Source organism: Streptomyces sp. NPDC001852 (genome assembly GCF_042891825.1).
Taxonomy (GTDB): domain Bacteria; phylum Actinomycetota; class Actinomycetes; order Streptomycetales; family Streptomycetaceae; genus Streptomyces.
The window spans coordinates 63,850-80,744 of record NZ_JBIATN010000009.1 but is presented as its reverse complement, the minus strand read 5'-3'; the positions used below and the strand labels follow the sequence as shown (position 1 = coordinate 80,744).

17 protein-coding genes and 1 riboswitch are annotated in these 16,895 nt (G+C 70.3%); of the genes, 8 read left to right on the top strand and 9 right to left on the bottom strand.

Features of this window, described 5'->3' with window-relative positions:
* Positions 1–69 precede the first annotated feature (69 nt).
* Positions 70–897, bottom strand: a complete 828-nt coding sequence (locus ACFYZB_RS17420; RefSeq protein WP_388759494.1) for a DMT family transporter — start codon at positions 895–897, stop codon at positions 70–72.
* Between the two features lie 119 nt (positions 898–1,016).
* Between ACFYZB_RS17420 and ACFYZB_RS17415 the strand changes: the two genes are divergently transcribed.
* Both ACFYZB_RS17415 and ACFYZB_RS17410 read left to right on the top strand, forming a co-directional pair.
* Entirely contained in the window at positions 1,017–1,361 is a 345-nt protein-coding gene (locus ACFYZB_RS17415; protein WP_388759192.1) for a hypothetical protein, read from the top strand.
* A 13-nt stretch (positions 1,362–1,374) separates the two neighbouring features.
* On the top strand, positions 1,375–2,559 hold the full coding sequence (locus tag ACFYZB_RS17410; RefSeq protein ID WP_351210615.1) for a glutathionylspermidine synthase family protein: 1,185 nt from the start codon (positions 1,375–1,377) through the stop codon (positions 2,557–2,559).
* A gap of 19 nt (positions 2,560–2,578) precedes the next feature.
* On the opposite strand, the gene rocD is transcribed toward ACFYZB_RS17410, so the two are convergent.
* Positions 2,579–3,784 carry an ornithine--oxo-acid transaminase gene (rocD, locus tag ACFYZB_RS17405; protein ID WP_388759190.1) on the bottom strand — a complete coding sequence of 402 codons (1,206 nt, stop codon included), beginning with the start codon at positions 3,782–3,784 and terminating at the stop codon, positions 2,579–2,581.
* A gap of 114 nt (positions 3,785–3,898) precedes the next feature.
* Positions 3,899–3,987, top strand: a riboswitch (ZMP/ZTP riboswitch).
* A 32-nt stretch (positions 3,988–4,019) separates the two neighbouring features.
* On the opposite strand from rocD, the gene ACFYZB_RS17400 reads away from it, so the two are divergent.
* From ACFYZB_RS17400 to ACFYZB_RS17390, 3 genes are all read left to right on the top strand, one after another.
* Positions 4,020–5,471: a glycine hydroxymethyltransferase gene (locus tag ACFYZB_RS17400; protein ID WP_388759188.1), complete on the top strand. Its 1,452-nt coding sequence runs from the start codon at positions 4,020–4,022 to the stop codon at positions 5,469–5,471.
* 67 nt (positions 5,472–5,538) lie between these two features.
* Positions 5,539–6,552: a tryptophan--tRNA ligase gene (gene trpS / locus ACFYZB_RS17395; protein WP_388759186.1), complete on the top strand. Its 1,014-nt coding sequence runs from the start codon at positions 5,539–5,541 to the stop codon at positions 6,550–6,552.
* Between the two features lie 181 nt (positions 6,553–6,733).
* Entirely contained in the window at positions 6,734–7,315 is a 582-nt protein-coding gene (locus ACFYZB_RS17390) for a 2'-5' RNA ligase family protein (protein ID WP_351210623.1), read from the top strand.
* Positions 7,316–7,326: 11 nt separating this feature from the next.
* On the opposite strand, the gene ACFYZB_RS17385 is transcribed toward ACFYZB_RS17390, so the two are convergent.
* Positions 7,327–8,061 carry a decaprenylphospho-beta-D-erythro-pentofuranosid-2-ulose 2-reductase gene (locus ACFYZB_RS17385; RefSeq protein WP_388759492.1) on the bottom strand — a complete coding sequence of 245 codons (735 nt, stop codon included), beginning with the start codon at positions 8,059–8,061 and terminating at the stop codon, positions 7,327–7,329.
* A 128-nt stretch (positions 8,062–8,189) separates the two neighbouring features.
* Between ACFYZB_RS17385 and ACFYZB_RS17380 the strand changes: the two genes are divergently transcribed.
* The gene (locus tag ACFYZB_RS17380) at positions 8,190–9,110 is read left to right on the top strand and encodes a YihY/virulence factor BrkB family protein (protein WP_388759184.1); all 921 of its coding nucleotides are present in this window, start codon (positions 8,190–8,192) and stop codon (positions 9,108–9,110) included.
* Here ACFYZB_RS17380 and ACFYZB_RS17375 read toward each other — a convergent pair.
* Positions 9,058–10,281 (bottom strand): D-alanyl-D-alanine carboxypeptidase family protein, encoded by a 1,224-nt coding sequence (locus ACFYZB_RS17375; RefSeq protein ID WP_388759182.1) that lies wholly within the window; start codon positions 10,279–10,281, stop codon positions 9,058–9,060. The genes ACFYZB_RS17380 and ACFYZB_RS17375 overlap by 53 nt on opposite strands.
* A gap of 91 nt (positions 10,282–10,372) precedes the next feature.
* Here ACFYZB_RS17375 and ACFYZB_RS17370 point away from each other — a divergent pair, with 91 nt between their 5' ends.
* On the top strand, positions 10,373–10,612 hold the full coding sequence (locus ACFYZB_RS17370) for an SCO4848 family membrane protein (RefSeq protein WP_351210629.1): 240 nt from the start codon (positions 10,373–10,375) through the stop codon (positions 10,610–10,612).
* Between the two features lie 342 nt (positions 10,613–10,954).
* On the top strand, positions 10,955–12,499 hold the full coding sequence (locus ACFYZB_RS17365) for an ABC transporter substrate-binding protein (RefSeq protein ID WP_388759180.1): 1,545 nt from the start codon (positions 10,955–10,957) through the stop codon (positions 12,497–12,499).
* Here ACFYZB_RS17365 and ACFYZB_RS17360 read toward each other — a convergent pair whose 3' ends face one another.
* From ACFYZB_RS17360 to ACFYZB_RS17340, 5 genes are all read right to left on the bottom strand, one after another.
* Complete coding sequence (locus ACFYZB_RS17360; RefSeq protein WP_388759178.1) at positions 12,500–13,279, bottom strand: TetR/AcrR family transcriptional regulator; 780 nt, start codon at positions 13,277–13,279, stop codon at positions 12,500–12,502.
* Between the two features lie 52 nt (positions 13,280–13,331).
* Positions 13,332–13,742, bottom strand: coding sequence for a VOC family protein (locus ACFYZB_RS17355; RefSeq protein ID WP_351210635.1), 411 nt, complete (start codon positions 13,740–13,742; stop codon positions 13,332–13,334).
* A gap of 114 nt (positions 13,743–13,856) precedes the next feature.
* Positions 13,857–14,636 carry a succinate dehydrogenase iron-sulfur subunit gene (locus tag ACFYZB_RS17350; RefSeq protein WP_388759175.1) on the bottom strand — a complete coding sequence of 260 codons (780 nt, stop codon included), beginning with the start codon at positions 14,634–14,636 and terminating at the stop codon, positions 13,857–13,859.
* The gene (gene sdhA, locus ACFYZB_RS17345; protein WP_351210639.1) at positions 14,636–16,390 is read right to left on the bottom strand and encodes a succinate dehydrogenase flavoprotein subunit; all 1,755 of its coding nucleotides are present in this window, start codon (positions 16,388–16,390) and stop codon (positions 14,636–14,638) included. The genes ACFYZB_RS17350 and sdhA overlap by 1 nt, the downstream gene beginning before the upstream one ends.
* Before the next feature lie 19 nt (positions 16,391–16,409).
* On the bottom strand, positions 16,410–16,892 hold the full coding sequence (locus tag ACFYZB_RS17340; RefSeq protein WP_351210641.1) for a succinate dehydrogenase hydrophobic membrane anchor subunit: 483 nt from the start codon (positions 16,890–16,892) through the stop codon (positions 16,410–16,412).
* Between the last annotated feature and the right edge of the window lie 3 nt (positions 16,893–16,895).

Below are 16,895 nucleotides of genomic sequence, written 5' to 3'. Positions count from 1 at the left end.
ATGTAACGTCCCAAAAGGGGCGGCCGTTTCCCGGCCGCCCCTCACTCCTCGTCCTTGAACGTGCCCCCCTCAGGCAGCCTGCTCCTCCGCGGGCGCCTCTCCGAAGCGGGCCAGCAGCAACGCGCCCGCCACGGCCACCGCGAAGCCCAGGACCGCCAGCCAGGTCAGCCCCTCGCGCGTGCGGTCTCCCAGCCAGACGACGCCCACCGCCGCGGGACCGATCGTCTCGCCGATCACCATCCCTGCGGTCGCGGTGGTCACCGACCCGCGTTGCAGGGCGGAGGTCAGCAGCATGAAGGCGGCGGCTCCGCCGATCAGGAGGGCGTAGGCCGCCGGGTTGGTGAGCAGGGCGGCCGGGCGGAGCGAGTCGATCAGGCGGACCGAGACCTCCACCACCCCGAACCCGAAACCGGCCCCCAGCCCCAGCACCAGCGCCCGCAGTGGCCCGGACAGCCGCCCGCCCAGCAGCGCGAGCACCAGCATGCAGACGGCCGTGGCGAGCATCGTCCACTTCAGCGCGTCCGACCCGGCCACGCCCCCCTCGGGACCGGACGCCAGCCCCAGCATCGCCAGCCCGGCGCACACCACGGCCACCGCGCCCCACTCCGTGCCGCTCAGCCGCACCCGCAGCAGGCGCGCCGCCACTACGGCGGTCACCGCCAGACTCGCCGCCAGGGCGGCGCTGACCGCATAGATGGGAAGGGAGCGCAGCGCCGCGATCTGGAACAGGAAGCCGAGCCCGTCCAGCGCCAGTCCGGCGATGTACCGCCACTGCCGCAGCGCCCGCAGCAGCAGCGCCGCCTCGCCGCCCCCGCCCGTACCAGCCTCACGCGCCGCGACCGCCTGCAATACCGTCGCGGTGCCGAAGCACACCGCCGCGCCAAGGGCGCACACCATTCCAAAGAGCACAAAGGGACTTTAGGAGAGGGCCGGTCCGGGCACCCACTGCGGTCTGCCCTCTTACCGTTCTCTAGTCTGTACCGACAGTCCGACGAACACACGGGGGAGACGCCACGATGGACAACACGCGCCGCCGGCTGCGCTCCGGCACGGTCGTGCTCGGCGGCATGGGCCTGCTGGCCGCGGCCCTTTCCGCCTGCTCCTCCGACCCGGACAAGCGCTGCGTCGACCGAGACAGCTACAACTACGCCAAGGGCTACAAGGTCGTCTCCGACAAGAACTGCAGGACGACCAAGGCGGCCGTGAACGCCGACTGGTACTACGGCGGCGACAAGAAGGGCTCCTGGGTGAGCGACGGCTCCTTCACCAGGCCCCGGTCGTCGGGTTCGGGCGGCAGCCACAGCGGCAGCGGGGTCCACCGCGGCGGCTTCGGCGGCGGCCACCACAGCTCCGGCGGCTGACCGGCACCGGCCCATGGAACGCCGTACCACCACCCCCCGGCCCGGCTGGCAGCGGACCGTGGAGGAGCAGGGGCTCGTCTACCCCCTCACCCGCCACCCCGACGGCTCCCTGCGCCCCTACTGGGACGAGAGCGCCTACTACGTCTTCTCCCTGGAGGAGGTCGAGGCGCTGGAGGACACCGTCGAGGAACTGCACCGCATGTGCCTCGCGGCCGCCGAGCACATCGTGGCGAAGGACCGCCTCGCCGACCTCGGCATCACCGACCCGGCCGTGGCCGCCGCCGTCGCCGAGGCCTGGCGGCGCCGCGCCGAACTCCCCTCCGTCTACGGCCGGTTCGACCTGCGCTACGACGGCACCGGCCCGGCCAAGCTGCTGGAGTACAACGCCGACACCCCGACCTCGCTGGTGGAGGCCGCCTCGCCGCAGTGGTTCTGGATGGAGGACCGCTTCCCCGGCGCCGACCAGTGGAACTCCCTGCACGAACGCCTCGTCGAGGCCTGGCGGACGCAGGCCGCGCTCCTCCCGCCCGGCAGCCCGCTCCACTTCGCCCACTCCTCGGCCGACGAACTCGGCGAGGACCTGATGACGGTCGCCTATCTGAAGGAGACCGCCGAACAGGCCGGCCTGGACACCGACTGGCTGTCCATGGAGGAGATCGGCTGGGACACCCTCTCCGGCCGCTTCGTCGACAACCAACTCCGGTTCATCCGCGGCATCTTCAAGCTCTACCCCTGGGAGTGGCTCACCACCGACGCCTTCGGCGGGCACGTCCTGGACACCCTCGACAACGGCGGCGGCACCGGCAGCACCCTGTGGATCGAACCCGCCTGGAAGATGCTGCTCAGCAACAAGGCCCTGCTGGCGATCCTCTGGGAGCTGTACCCCGGCCACCCCAACCTCCTCCCCGCCTACCTCGACGGCCCCCGCGAACTGGCCGCCGGACCGGGCTGTGTCTCCAAGCCCCTGCTCGGCCGCGAGGGGGAGGGCGTCACCGTGCACCCGCCCGGCGCACCCGTCGCACCGCGCGACGAGCCCTGCTGCTACCAGCAGTTGGCGCCCCTGCCCGCCTTCGACGGCAACCACGTCGTCCTCGGCGCCTGGGTCGTCCAGGACGAGCCGGCCGGCCTCGGCATCCGCGAGTCCTCCGGCCTGATCACCGACGAGTACGCCCGCTTCCTGCCCCATGTGATCCTCTAGGCGGCCGCCGCGCCGCCTCTCAGCCGCTCAGCACCGCCCGGAACTGCTCCAGCCCCCAGTCCAGGTCCGCCTCGGAAACGATCAGCGGCGGAGCGATCCGCACCGTGGCGCGGTGGGTGTCCTTCACCAGCACCCCGCGGTCCATCAGCCGCTCCGCAACCTCCCTCGCCGTGCCGGCCCTCGGCGCGATGTCCACGCCCGCCCACAGCCCACGCCCGCGCACCGCCGTCACCGCGCCCGCATCGAGCAGCGCGCCCAGCGCCCGGTGCAGCCGCTCGCCCAGCTCGGCCGCCCGGGCCTGGAACTCGCCCGTGCGCAGCATCGCGATCACCTCCAGCGCCACCGCGCAGGCCAGCGGATTCCCGCCGAACGTCGACCCGTGCTCGCCCGGCCGGAACACCCCGAGCACCTCCGCGCTCGACACCACCGCCGACACCGGCACGATCCCGCCGCCCAGCGCCTTGCCCAGCACATACATGTCCGGGACCACCCCCTCGTGCTCGCACGCGAAGGTCCGCCCGGTGCGGCCGAGACCCGACTGGACCTCGTCGGCGACGAAGAGCACGTTGCGCTCGCGGGTCAGCTCCCGGACCGCGGGGAGATAACCGGCCGGCGGCACGATCACCCCGTTCTCGCCCTGGATCGGCTCCAGCAGCACCGCCACGGTGTTCTCCGTCAGCGCCTCGCGCATCGCCGTCAGATCGCCGTACGGCACGATCTCGAACCCCGGCGTGTACGGCCCGAAGTCCGCCCGGGCCTCCGGGTCGGTGGAGAAGCTGATGATCGTCGTCGTACGGCCGTGGAAGTTGCCGCCCGCGACCACGATCTTCGCCATCTCCGGGGGCACCCGCTTCACCCGGTACCCCCACTTCCGGGCCGTCTTCACCGCGCTCTCCACGGCCTCCGCGCCGGTGTTCACCGGGAGCACCATCTCCATCCCGCACAGCTCGGCCAGCTCCGTGCAGAACGCCGCGAACCGGTCGTGCAGGAAGGCGCGGGACGTCAGCGTCACCCGCTCCAGCTGGGCCTTCGCCGCCTCGATCAGCCGCCGGTTGCCGTGCCCGAAGTTCAGCGCGGAGTAGCCGGCCAGCAGATCCAGGTACCGCCGCCCCTCCACATCCGTCATCCAGGCGCCGTCCGCCGTGGCCACGACGACCGGCAGCGGATGGTAGGTGGGGGCACAGTGCGCCTCGGCGGCGCTGATGAGGTCTTCTGCAGCGGACATGGCCTCTCCCGGATCCGACGAGAACGCTTCGGGAACACGACGGTGACCTCTTTCCTACCGTCGCTCGCATGGTGGACGCGGGACCTGCGCCGTCCGGCTCGCCCGGTAGGCTGATCACCGGGCCGTGACTGGCGCGCTGGGATGGGAAAGACCATCGGGGAGCGGTCCGACGGGAAACAGTGCCGTGCGCCTGGGCCGAACGTGAACGCTGTACGCACGCCGTCCGGAGGTCCTCATGCCAGAGCAGCACCCCCTCTCCACCGAGTCCACCGCCTTCCGTGCCGCCCTCGACGTCGTCCGCGCCGTCGAACCGCGCGTCGCCGACGCGATCGGCCAGGAGGTCACCGACCAGCGCGCGATGCTCAAGCTGATCGCCTCCGAGAACTACGCCTCCCCGGCCACCCTGCTGGCGATGGGCAACTGGTTCAGCGACAAGTACGCCGAGGGCACCGTCGGCCGCCGCTTCTACGCCGGCTGCCGCAACGTCGACACCGTCGAGGCCCTGGCCGCCGAGCACGCCCGCGAGCTCTTCGGCGCCCGCCACGCCTACGTCCAGCCGCACTCCGGCATCGACGCCAACCTCGTCGCCTTCTGGGCCGTCCTCGCCGACCGGGTCGAGGCACCCTTCCTGGAGAAGGCCGGCGCCCGCCAGGTCAACGACCTGACCGAGGCCGACTGGGCCGAGCTGCGCCAGGCCTTCGGCAACCAGCGCATGCTCGGCATGTCCCTGGACGCCGGCGGCCACCTCACCCACGGCTTCCGCCCGAACATCTCCGGCAAGATGTTCGACCAGCGCTCCTACGGCACCGACCCGGCCACCGGCCTCATCGACTACGACGCCCTGCGCGCCCAGGCCCGTGACTTCAAGCCGCTGATCATCGTCGCGGGCTACTCGGCGTACCCCCGTCTGGTGAACTTCCGGATCATGCGCGAGATCGCCGACGAGGTCGGCGCGACCCTCATGGTCGACATGGCCCACTTCGCGGGTCTGGTGGCGGGCAAGGTCCTGACCGGCGACTTCGACCCGGTCCCGCACGCCCGGATCGTCACCACCACCACCCACAAGTCGCTGCGCGGCCCGCGCGGCGGCATGGTCCTGTGCGACGACTCCCTGAAGGACCAGGTCGACCGCGGCTGCCCGATGGTCCTCGGCGGCCCGCTCCCGCACGTCATGGCGGCCAAGGCCGTCGCCCTCGCCGAGGCCCGCCGGCCCGCCTTCCAGGACTACGCCCGGCGCATCGTCGACAACTCCCGCGCGCTGGCCGAGGGCCTGATGCGGCGCGGCGCCACCCTGGTGACCGGCGGCACGGACAACCACCTCAACCTGATCGACGTGGCCACCTCCTACGGCCTCACCGGCCGCCAGGCGGAAGCGGCCCTCCTGGACTCGGGCATCGTCACCAACCGCAACGCCATCCCGGCCGACCCCAACGGCGCCTGGTACACCTCCGGCATCCGCATCGGCACCCCCGCCCTCACGACCCGCGGCCTGGGTACGGCGGAGATGGACGAGGTGGCGGGCCTGATCGACCGCGTCCTCACCACCACCGAACCGGGCACCACCAAGTCCGGCGCGCCCTCCAAGGCGGCCCACGTCCTGGACGAGAAGGTGTCCCAGGAGATCGCCCAGCGGGCGACGGACCTGGTGGCGGGCTTCCCGCTGTACCCGGAAGTCGACCTGGGCTGAACCCGGCCGGGAGCGCGGGGTCGTATCGGTGCCGTCACCACTCCTCACACCTGAGAGAATGATGAACATGGCCAACGACCGACCCCGCGTGCTCTCCGGCATCCAGCCCACCGCCGGCTCGTTCCACCTCGGCAACTACCTCGGCGCCGTCCGCCAGTGGGTGGCCCTGCAGGAGTCCCACGACGCCTTCTACATGGTCGTCGACCTGCACGCGATCACGGTCCCGCAGGACCCGAAGGAGCTGCGGGCCAACACCCGGCTCGCCGCCGCGCAGCTGCTGGCCGCCGGTCTGGACCCGGACCGCTGCACCCTCTTCGTCCAGAGCCACGTCCCCGAGCACGCCCAGCTCGCCTGGATCATGAACTGCCTCACCGGCTTCGGCGAGGCCAGCCGCATGACCCAGTTCAAGGACAAGTCCGCCAAGCAGGGCGCCGACCGCGCCTCCGTCGGCCTGTTCACGTACCCGGTCCTCCAGGTCGCCGACATCCTCCTCTACCAGGCCAACGAGGTGCCGGTGGGCGAGGACCAGCGCCAGCACATCGAGCTGACCCGTGACCTGGCCGAGCGCTTCAACGGCCGCTTCGGCGACACCTTCGTGATCCCGTCGCCGTACATCCTCAAGGAGACGGCGAAGATCTACGACCTGCAGGACCCGTCGATCAAGATGAGCAAGTCGGCGTCCACGCCGAAGGGCCTGATCAACCTGCTCGACGAGCCGAAGACCACGGCCAAGAAGGTCAAGAGCGCCGTCACCGACACCGACACCGTGATCAGCTACGACGCGGAGAACAAGCCGGGCGTGTCGAACCTCCTCACCATCTACTCCACGCTCACCGGCACCTCGATCGCCGAGCTGGAGCGGCAGTACGAGGGCAAGATGTACGGCGCCCTCAAGACCGACCTCGCCGAGGTCATGGTCGAGTTCGTGACCCCGTTCCGGGAGCGCACCCAGCAGTACCTGGACGACTCCGAGACGCTCGACTCGATCCTCGCCAAGGGCGCGGAGAAGGCGCGCGCGGTCGCCGCGGAGACGCTGGCGCAGGCGTACGAGCGGGTCGGATTCCTGCCGGCGAAGCACTGAGCCGCACGGCCCGGCGCTGGGGCGCACGACCGTACGCACGTCCGAGTGGGCGGAGCGCTGCACATCACTTCCGCTGCGCCTGCCGACGGGACTTCCATGGCCGTACAGTCGATAGCCCACGGCCGAACGTGACGAACGGGACGGCCTGCACAAGACGACAGACGCGACGACAGGAGACGACGTGGGGACCGTAACGATCGGCGTGTCGATCGCGGTCCCGGAGCCTCACGGCAGCCTGCTCCAGGAGCGGCGCGCGGGCTTCGGCGACCCCGCGGCTCACGGCATCCCCACGCATGTCACGCTCCTGCCGCCGACCGAGGTCGACGAGGGCGAGCTGCCGGCCGTCGAGGCGCACCTCACCGAGGTCGCCGCGGGCGGGCGGCCGTTCCCGATGCGGCTGTCCGGCACCGGCACGTTCCGTCCGCTGTCCCCCGTGGTCTACGTCCGCGTCGTCCAGGGCGCCGAGGACTGCACCCTGCTGCAGCAGCGGGTGCGGGACGCCTCGGGGCCGGTGGCGCGCGAGCTGCAGTTCCCGTACCACCCGCACGTCACCGTCGCGCACGGCATCGACGAGGCGGCGATGGACCGCGCGTTCGAGGAACTGGCCGGCTTCGACGCGCAGTGGCCGTGCACGGGCTTCGCCCTGTACGAGCAGGGCCCGGACGGGGTGTGGCGCAAGCTGCGGGAGTACACGTTCGGGGGAACGGTGGTGCCGCCGCAGGCCGGTGCGCTTCGTGGGGTGGGCCGTAGCGCGGTGTCGTAGTGCCGGGGCCGCTACAGGGGCAGCCGTCGGAACAGTGCCCTCGGGGCGTGCCGTAGCGCCGACATCACCAGCCGCAGCGCCCCCGGCACCCACACCACCTCCGAACGGCGGCGCACACCCAGTTCGATGGCCGTGGCGACCGCCTCCGGGGTCGTCGAGAGCGGCCCCTCACCCCGGACGTAGCCCGGCCGTACGACCATGACGTGCACGCCCGTGCCGTGCAGCGCGTCGCCGAGGCCCTGGGCGAAGGTGTCGAGGCCGGCCTTGCTGGAGCCGTAGATGAAGTCGGCGCGGCGGGCCCGCTCGCCGGCGACGGAGGACAGGACCACGAGGGAGCCGTGCCCCTGGGTCTGCAGGGCGCGGCCGGCGACCAGGCCGGCGGAGACGGCGCCGGTGTAGTTGGTCTGGGCGACCTGGACGGCGCGTACCGGGTCCCGCTCGTCGTGAGCCTGGTCGCCGAGGATGCCGAAGGCGAGCAGCACCAGGTCGATGTCGCCCTCGGCGAACACCTTGCCGAGGGCGGTCTCGTGGGACTCGGGGTCGAGGGCGTCGAAGGCGACCGTACGGGTGTCCGCGCCGAGTGCGCGCAGGCTCTCGGCGGCCTGTTCCAGGGCCGGTGAGGGGCGGCCCGCCAGCCATACCGTGCGGGTGCGGCGGGCGATCAGCCGACGCGCGGTGGCCAGCGCGATCTCGGACGTGCCGCCGAGGACGAGCAGGGAGTGGGGAAGACCGGAGGCGTGCTTCACATCAGCAGGCATGTCGGTGACCGTATCGTCCCTATATGAGGGATTAGTTACTGAACATTCGCCCGCTCCACACAATGGGTGATTAGTGGGATGTCTTACGAGCGTGCGGTCAGGGGCAGGAAGGGATCATGGACTGGCTGAAGAGACTCCCCGGCATCGGGCCGGTCGTGGCCCGGCTGATGGAGACGCACGCGTGGCACTGCTACGAACGGCTGGACCGGGTGAAGTGGACTCGGTTGGCCGCTGCGATGACGTTCATCGGCTTCGTGGCGCTGTTCCCGCTGCTGACCCTGGTCGCCGCGGTCAGCGCCGCCACGCTCAGCCCGGCCCGGCAGAAGACCGTCGAGCACAAGGTCGCCGAGCAGTTCCCGGGCGTTCTCTCCAGCCAGTTGGACCTCACCTCGCTCGTCCACAACGCCGGCACCGTCGGCGTCATCGCGGGCGCCGTACTGCTGTTCGCCGGCATCGGCTGGGTCGGCCAGACGCGGGACTGTCTGCGCGCGGTGTGGGAGCTGCCGGACCAGCAGCAGAACCCGGTGGTGGCCAAGGCCAAGGACGCCGGCATCCTCTTCGGCCTCGGCGGGGCCCTGCTGGTCACGCTCGCCGCGTCCACGCTCGCCTCGGCCGCCGTCGGACTGGTCTCGCGCCACCTGGGCCTGGCCGAGCACGGCTGGGGCACGGTGCTGCTGCGGATCGCCGCTTTCGCCGTCGCGGTTCTCGGCGACTTCCTGGTCCTGCTCTACGTCCTGACCCTGCTGCCCGGTGTCGAGCCGCCGCGCCGCCGCCTGTTGGTGGCCGCACTGCTCGGCGCGGTCGGCTTCGAACTGCTGAAACTGCTGCTGAGCAGCTACATCCAGGGAGTCGCCGCGAAGAGCATGTACGGCGCGTTCGGCGTCCCCGTGGCGCTGCTGCTGTGGATCAACTTCACCGCGAAACTCGTGCTGTTCTGCGCCTCCTGGACGGCGACGCAGAGCGCGAAGCCCGAGCCCGCCGAGGTCACGGACGCGGCCGACGGCGCATCAGGTCCGGCAGCGGCCAACGGCGGTTGACCAGGAAGGCCGCGCCCGCGAGCAGCACCAGCAACCCGCCGGTGACGGCCGCGGCGGTAGCGATGCCGGAGCCCGAGCCGGTGGTGGCACCGGCCACCGGCCTGGCGCCGGATCCGCTGCTCCCCGCGGACGTCCCGGTGGATCCGCTGGGCCCCGGGCTCGGCAGGGCGCTCTTCGGCGGCACCAGCTCGCCCACCGGATTGACCTTGCCGGCCGCCTGGAAACCCCAGTCGAAGAGCCTGGCCGTCTCCTTGTAGACCTCGTTGTGCTCGGCCTTCTCCGGATGCATCACCGTGACCAGCAGCACCCGGCCGTTCCGCTCGGCGACCCCGGTGAAGGTGGCGCCCGCGTTGGTGGTGTTGCCGTTCTTCACGCCCGCGATGCCCTGGTAGACGGGCACGTCGGGGTCACCGCTCAGCAGCCGGTTGGTGTTGCGGATCTCGCGCGACTCGAACCTGGCGCTGACGGTCGAGCAGTAGTCGCGGAAGTCCTTCTTCTGCAGCCCGGACCGGGCGATCAGCGTCAGGTCGTAGGCCGACGACAACTGCCCCGGCTCGTCGTAGCCGTCGGGCGAGACCACGTGCGTGTCCTGGGCCTGCAGTTCGTCGGCGTGGTCCTGCATGTCCTTGACGGTCTGCGCGACGCCCTGGTTCATCGAGGACAGCACGTGCACGGCGTCGTTGCCCGAGCGCAGGAAGACCCCGAGCCACAGGTCGTGGACGGAGTAGGTGTGCCCCTCCTTTATGCCGACCACGCTGGAGCCGACACCCATGCCCGCGAGGTCGGACGGCACCACCTTGTGCTTCTCCTCCTTCGGGAAGCGGGGCAGCAGGGTGTCCGCGAACAGCATCTTCAGCGTGCTCGCCGGGGGCAGCCGCCAGTGCGCGTTGTGCGCGGCGAGCACCTCGCCGGACTCGGCGTCGGTGACGATCCAGGAGCGCGCGGTGATGTCCTTGGGCAGCACCGGGACGCCGGGCGCGAGATTGACCTGCGTGCCGGGCTGGCCCAGCCGGACGCCGCCCACGGTCGACATGCGGGCCGGGGGCGCGGCCGTCGGACTGGCCGGAGGAGTCGGGGCGGCGAGGGCGGCGGGCGCGGTGGCGGACAGGGACAGCAGGGTGGCGGAGGTGACCAGCAGGGATCGCCGGCCGGTCTTCTTCGGTGCAGGCACGGTCGAGAAAGTACCTTTTGTCGGCCGCGATGTCCCATGACCCACCTCACCCCCGACACGGAACCCGACGGCAGGCGGCCATACTGTCCCCATGAAGCTCAGCCGCCCGGTCTCCTGGTTCCTGCTCGCTTTCGGGGTGTGGTCCTGGGTCATCTGGGTCACTTTCGTCAAGAACCTGGTCAAGGACAGCAGCGGGCTCGCCTTCGACGACGGCCGTCCCACCGCGTACTTCTGGGTGCACCTGCTGCTGGCGGTCGTCTCCTTCGTATTGGGGACGGTCATCGGGGTCATCGGGTTGCGCGGGCTGCGCGCACTGCGCCGTACGTCATAGCCGTCCGGTACGGCGTCGGCCTCCAGCTCTCCGGTCACACCCACGGCGGCCCGCTCTGGCCCGGCAACCTCCTCGCGGCCGCCGCCAACCCCACCGTCGCCACGCGCGCGTGAGCCGTACCCGCGCCTGACCGAAACCGCTCCCACCCCTGTGAAGGCGCTGTGAAACCCGGGGGAAACAACGCCTCGGTAAGTTCTTCCCCCATCTGGTCAGAAAGCCCTTCCCCCAGGTGAAACCCGTGTGATTAGGTGAGCCGCGCCACTAGGGGGTGGCGAAATTGTGCTGGCCAGGGGTAGGGCCTTTGAAGGGCCTGGGGAGGGCACCACCATGCGATCTGTTCGCATGCGCGTTCTCGTGGCACTGCTCGTGCTCGCGATCGTGGGAATCGGCGGCTGGCAACTGCTGCCGTCGCAGGACAACCAGAACAAGACCATCGCGGTCGGTACGACGGACGCCGTCACGGACCTCGACCCGGCCGGCGCCTACGACGCCGGTTCCTGGGCGTTGTTCAGCAATGTCTTCCAGTCGCTGCTGACGTTCGAGCCGGGCGGCGTCGAACCGGTCCCGGACGCGGCGAAGAGCTGCGCCTTCCAGGGCAGCGGCCTGCGGACGTACCAGTGCACGCTGCGCTCCGGCATCACCTTCCCGAGCGGGCGCACGATGACGGCCGAGGACGTGAAGTACTCGTTCGACCGGGTCAAGAAGATCAACTCGGATGTCGGCCCGGCGTCGCTGTTCTCCACGCTCGCCTCGGTGACCGCCGACGACGCGACGACCGTCACCTTCCATCTGTCGTCCGCCGACGCCACCTTCCCGCTGAAGGTCGCCACCGGCGCCGGGTCGATCGTGGACAAGGAGAAGTACCCGGCCGACTCCCTGCGCGGCGGCACCGACGTCGACGGCACCGGCCCGTACACCCTGACGTCGTACACCAAGAACGAGAAGGCCGTCCTGCAGCCGAACGGCTCCTACAGGGGCTACCTCACCGGTACCGGCCGCCCGATCGAGCTGCGCTACTACGCCGACTCCGCGAAGCTCGACACCGCCTGGAAGGCGGGGCAGGTCGACGTCGCCACCCGGGAGCTGCCGCCCAGCGTGCTCTCCGAGCTGAACCCGAGCGACCCCGACAAGCGGGTCACCGAGTCCGACAGCGCCGAGACCCGCAACCTGTACCTCAACACGCGCGCCGACTCGCCCCTGCGCGACGTGCGGGTGCGCCGGGCGATGGCCTGGCTGGTCAACCGCGAGCAGCTCGCCTCGACGGTCTACGAGGGCACGGTCGATCCGCTGTACTCGCTGATCCCGACCGGCATCACCGGCCACACCACGTCGTTCTTCGACGACTACCCGAAGCAGAGCGTGCAGAAGGCGCGGGCGCTGCTCACCCAGGCCGGGGTGTCCCTGCCCGTCCGGTTCACCTTCGGCTACGGCAGGAACCGGGGCGTGGGCGAGCAGGAGGCCGCGACGCTGAAGCAGCAGCTGGAGGCCGGCGGCCTGTTCAAGGTGGACGTCCAGGGGTACGAGTGGACCGACTTCCAGAAGCGCTGGGCCACCGGGAAGATGGACGCGTGGGCGGTCGGCTGGGTGCCCGACTATCCGGACCCGGACACCTTCGGCGCCGCGCTCGTCGGCACGGGTTCCACGATGAGCACCGGGTACAGCAACAAGCTGGTCGACCATCTGATCCTGGACAGCCAGCAGTACGCCGACCGCAGCCGGGCCGCGAACGACTTCCGGGACATCCAGGCGGACGTCGCCCAGGACGTCCCGCTGATCCCGCTGTGGCAGCGCAAGGAGTACGTGGTCAGCACCGAGGCCGTGGGCGGCAGTCAGTACCTGGACGACGGCACGGGCGTCTTCCGCCTGTGGCGTCTGCAGTGGATCTGATCAGCCGGCCTTCTCCGCGCGCCCCCTGGCCGCCCCGGGCCCCTCGGTTCCCCCGGTCCGTGGATCCGGCAGTGCCCTGGTCATGCCGGGCAGGAAGTCCGTGAACAGCTCATGGATCTCCAGCACCAGGGGGCGCAGCACGCGGAAGCGGGCGAGCGCCACCCCACGGGCGGTCAGCCGGGCGCCGCGCCGGGCCAGGCGGTAACTGCGCTCGCGCCCCTCCGTCCGGTCGAAGACCCAGTACAGGACCAGTCCCATCTGGGAGAGCCACATCAACTCCGGGAGCACGTCGCGCAGTTCGGCCGGAACCTTCGACCTGGAGCCGGCCAGCACCTCGCGGTGGACGGCGATGGCCTGCTCACGGGCGTGCTCGCTCTCCGGGGAGAAGGGGCTGAGCGGGCTGTCGGGGTCGGCGGCGTTCTTGAAGAACTGCACGGCGAACTCGTGGTACGGCCGGGCGATGTCGAGCCAGACGGTCAGCACGCCCGCGAGCCGTGCCTCCAGGTCGGTCTCCCGCTCCAGGACCTCACGGACCGCCGCCTGGTGCTCGGCGGCGATCCGGTCGTAGAAGCCCTGGATCAGGTGTTCCTTGCCCTCGAAGTAGTAGTAGGCGTTGCCGACGGAGACCCCGGCCTCCTTGGCGATGGCCCGCATGGTGGTCTTGTCGTACCCGCGCTCCTGGAACAACCGCATCGCGGTCTGCAGGATCAGGGCGCGGGTCTGCTCGGACTTGCTGCTGGGGGAGCCGGCCGTCTCGGGACCGTCGTTCATCGCGGGCACGGTAGAAGAGCCTAACGAGTACGACAGCAGGGCCTGGCCGGTGGCGCAGTGGTCAGTTCCGGCGGCCGAGTTGCCGGCGCCTGGTGTAGTCCGTGAAGCCGAGGATGTTGCCCCACGGGTCGGCGATCTCCACCGTCCACCCGGTGGCCCCCTGGAACACCTCGTCCAGCGGCTGGATCCCGGCCGCGGCGAGTTCCCGCGCGGCCGTCCGCGCGTCCGGCACCTCCAGCCAGACCCGCGCCGAGGGCCAGGGCGGCGACCGGTGCCCCAGCTGCTCCTCGACGCACAGCAGGATCCCGGGCGTCTCCCCGCCGACCTTCAGCAGGGCGAGCCCACCCTCGTCGAACCGGAACCCGAGACTGAACCCGGCCCGCTCGTAGAACCCGACGGCCTCCTCGAGGTCCCCGACGGGAAGCAACACGTTGTCGAAACCGAGCAGCTCGTAGGACTCTTCGTCTGACATGTCGTCACATTAGAACCACCGGGTGGGGAAACCCGACAAAAACGCCCGAGGGCCCTGCTTCCGGAGGATCGGAGAACAGGGCCCTCGGGCCGGGCCGGCGTACCGGCGGACGGATCAGTAGCGACGCGTGATCAGCGCGCGCTTGACCTCCTGGATCGCCTTGGTGACCTCGATGCCACGCGGGCAGGCGTCCGTGCAGTTGAAGGTCGTACGGCAACGCCACACGCCGTCACGGTCGTTGAGGATCTCCAGGCGCTGCTCGCCCGCCTCGTCACGGCTGTCGAAGATGAAGCGGTGGGCGTTCACGATCGCGGCCGGACCGAAGTACTGGCCGTCGTTCCAGAACACCGGGCAGGACGACGTGCACGCGGCGCACAGGATGCACTTGGTGGTGTCGTCGAAGCGCTCGCGGTCCTCGGCGGACTGCAGCCGCTCACGCGTCGGCTCGTTCGTGTCCTTGGTGACCAGGAACGGCATGACGTCCCGGTACGCCTGGAAGAACGGCTCCATGTCCACGACCAGGTCCTTCAGGACCGTCAGGCCCTTGATGGGCTCGATCGTGATCGGCTTCTCGGGGTTGATGTCCTTGATCAGCGTCTTGCAGGCAAGGCGGTTCTTGCCGTTGATCCGCATCGCGTCCGAGCCGCAGATGCCGTGCGCGCACGAGCGGCGGAAGGTGAGGGTGCCGTCGAGGTCCCACTTGATCTTGTGGAGGCCGTCGAGGACACGCTCCTTCGGGTCGATCTCCAGCTGGAAGTCTTCCCAGGCCGCCTCCGCCGAGACCTCCGGGTTGAACCGGCGGACCCGGAAGGTGACCGTGATGTAGGGGGAGTCGGCGAAACCGGGCTCGGGCTTGCCGGCCGCCTCTTCCTTGTCCAGAACAGGGGTAGCCATCAGTACTTACGCTCCATCGGCTGGTAGCGGGTCTGGACGACCGGCTTGTAGTCGAGACGGACGGTTTCCGAGCCGTCGGCGCCGACCTCGCGGTACGCCATGGTGTGGCGCATGAAGTTGACGTCGTCGCGGTTCGGGTAGTCCTCGCGGTAGTGACCGCCGCGGGACTCCTTGCGGGCCAGCGCCGAGACGGCCATGACCTCGGCGAGGTCGAGCAGGTTGCCCAGCTCGATGGCCTCCAGCAGGTCGGTGTTGAACCGCTTGCCCTTGTCCTGGATCGCCACGTTCTTGTAGCGCTCGCGCAGCTCGGCGATCTTCTCGACGGCCGTCTTGATCGTCTGCTCGGTGCGGAACACCATGACGTTGGCGTCCATGGTCTCCTGCAGCTCGCGGCGCAGGGTGGCCACCCGCTCGTTGCCGGTGGAGTTGCGCAGCCGCTCGATCTGCTCGACGACGAGGGACTCCGGGTTCTCCGGCAGCTCGACGAAGTCCGTCGTGTGGGCGTACTCGGCGGCGGCGATGCCCGCGCGGCGGCCGAACACGTTGATGTCCAGCAGCGAGTTGGTGCCGAGGCGGTTGGCGCCGTGCACGGAGACGCAGGCGACCTCGCCGGCCGCGTACAGACCCGGCACGACGGTGGTGTTGTCCGCCAGGACCTCACCCTCGACGTTCGTCGGGATGCCGCCCATCGCGTAGTGCGCGGTCGGCTGGATCGGGATCGGGTCCGTGTACGGCTCGATACCGAGGTAGGTCCGCGCGAACTCGGTGATGTCCGGCAGCTTGGCGTCCAGCTGCTCCGGCGGCAGGTGGGTCAGGTCGAGGTAGACGTGGTCGCCCTCGGGACCACAGCCCCGGCCCTCGCGGATCTCCGTGTAGATGGAGCGGGACACGACGTCACGGGACGCCAGGTCCTTCATGACGGGAGCGTACTTCTCCATGAAGCGCTCGCCGTCCTTGTTGCGCAGGATGCCGCCCTCACCACGCGCACCCTCGGTGAGCAGGATGCCCATGCGCCAGATGCCGGTCGGGTGGAACTGGAAGAACTCCATGTCCTCCAGCGGCAGACCCCGGCGGTAGACGGCGGCCTGGCCGTCACCGGTGAGGGTGTGCGCGTTGGAGGTCACCTTGAAGAACTTGCCGCAGCCGCCGGAGGCGTAGATGACGGCCTTCGCCTGGAAGACGTGGATCTCACCGGTGGCCAGCTCGTAGGCGACGACACCGGCGGACTTCTTGACGCCGTCGACCTCGGTGATCAGCTGGTCCAGGACGTAGAACTCGTTGAAGAACTCCACGCCCTCCTTGACGCAGTTCTGGTACAGCGTCTGGAGGATCATGTGGCCGGTGCGGTCCGCGGCGTAGCAGGACCGGCGGACCGGGGCCTCGCCATGGTTGCGGGAGTGACCGCCGAACCGGCGCTGGTCGATGGTGCCGTTGGGCGTCCGGTTGAACGGCAGGCCCATCTTCTCCAGGTCGAGGACGGCGTCGATGGCCTCCTTCGCCAGGATCTCGGCGGCGTCCTGGTCGACCAGGTAGTCACCGCCCTTGACCGTGTCGAAGGTGTGCCACTCCCAGTTGTCCTCCTCCACGTTGGCCAGCGCGGCGGCCATACCGCCCTGCGCGGCGCCCGTGTGGGAGCGGGTGGGGTAGAGCTTGGTCAGCACGGCGGTGCGGCTGCGCTTCGTCGACTCGATGGCCGCGCGCATGCCCGCGCCGCCGGCGCCGACGATGACGGTGTCGTACTTGTGGATCTTCATGATTCTCGCAGCCCCGTGCCTAGCGGATGTTCGGGTCGAAGGTGAAGATCACCAGCGTGCCCAGCAGGATGGTCCACACCGTGGCGGTGTACAGCAGGGCCTTCAGCCACATGCGGGAGCTCGCGCGCTCCGCGTAGTCGTTGATGACCGTGCGCAGGCCGTTGGCGCCGTGCAGCATCGCGAGCCACAGCATCAGCAGGTCCCAGACCTGCCACCACGGGGACGCCCAGCGGCCGGCCACGAAGGCGAAGCCGATCTTGGACACGCCGCCGTCCAGCACGAGCTGGATCAGCAGGTGGCCGAGGACCAGGACGACCAGGACGACGCCGGACAGGCGCATGAACAGCCAGGCCGCCAGCTCGAAGTTGCCCCGGGTCGACTTCGGGGTCTTCTTGGTGCGCTTGCGCGGCGCCTCGATCAGCGGGGCCGGGTTGTCGGCGGTGTAGACGGGGGCGCCCTCGACGGGGCCGACTCCGGACGCGGCGGTTTCAGTGGCGGACATCGG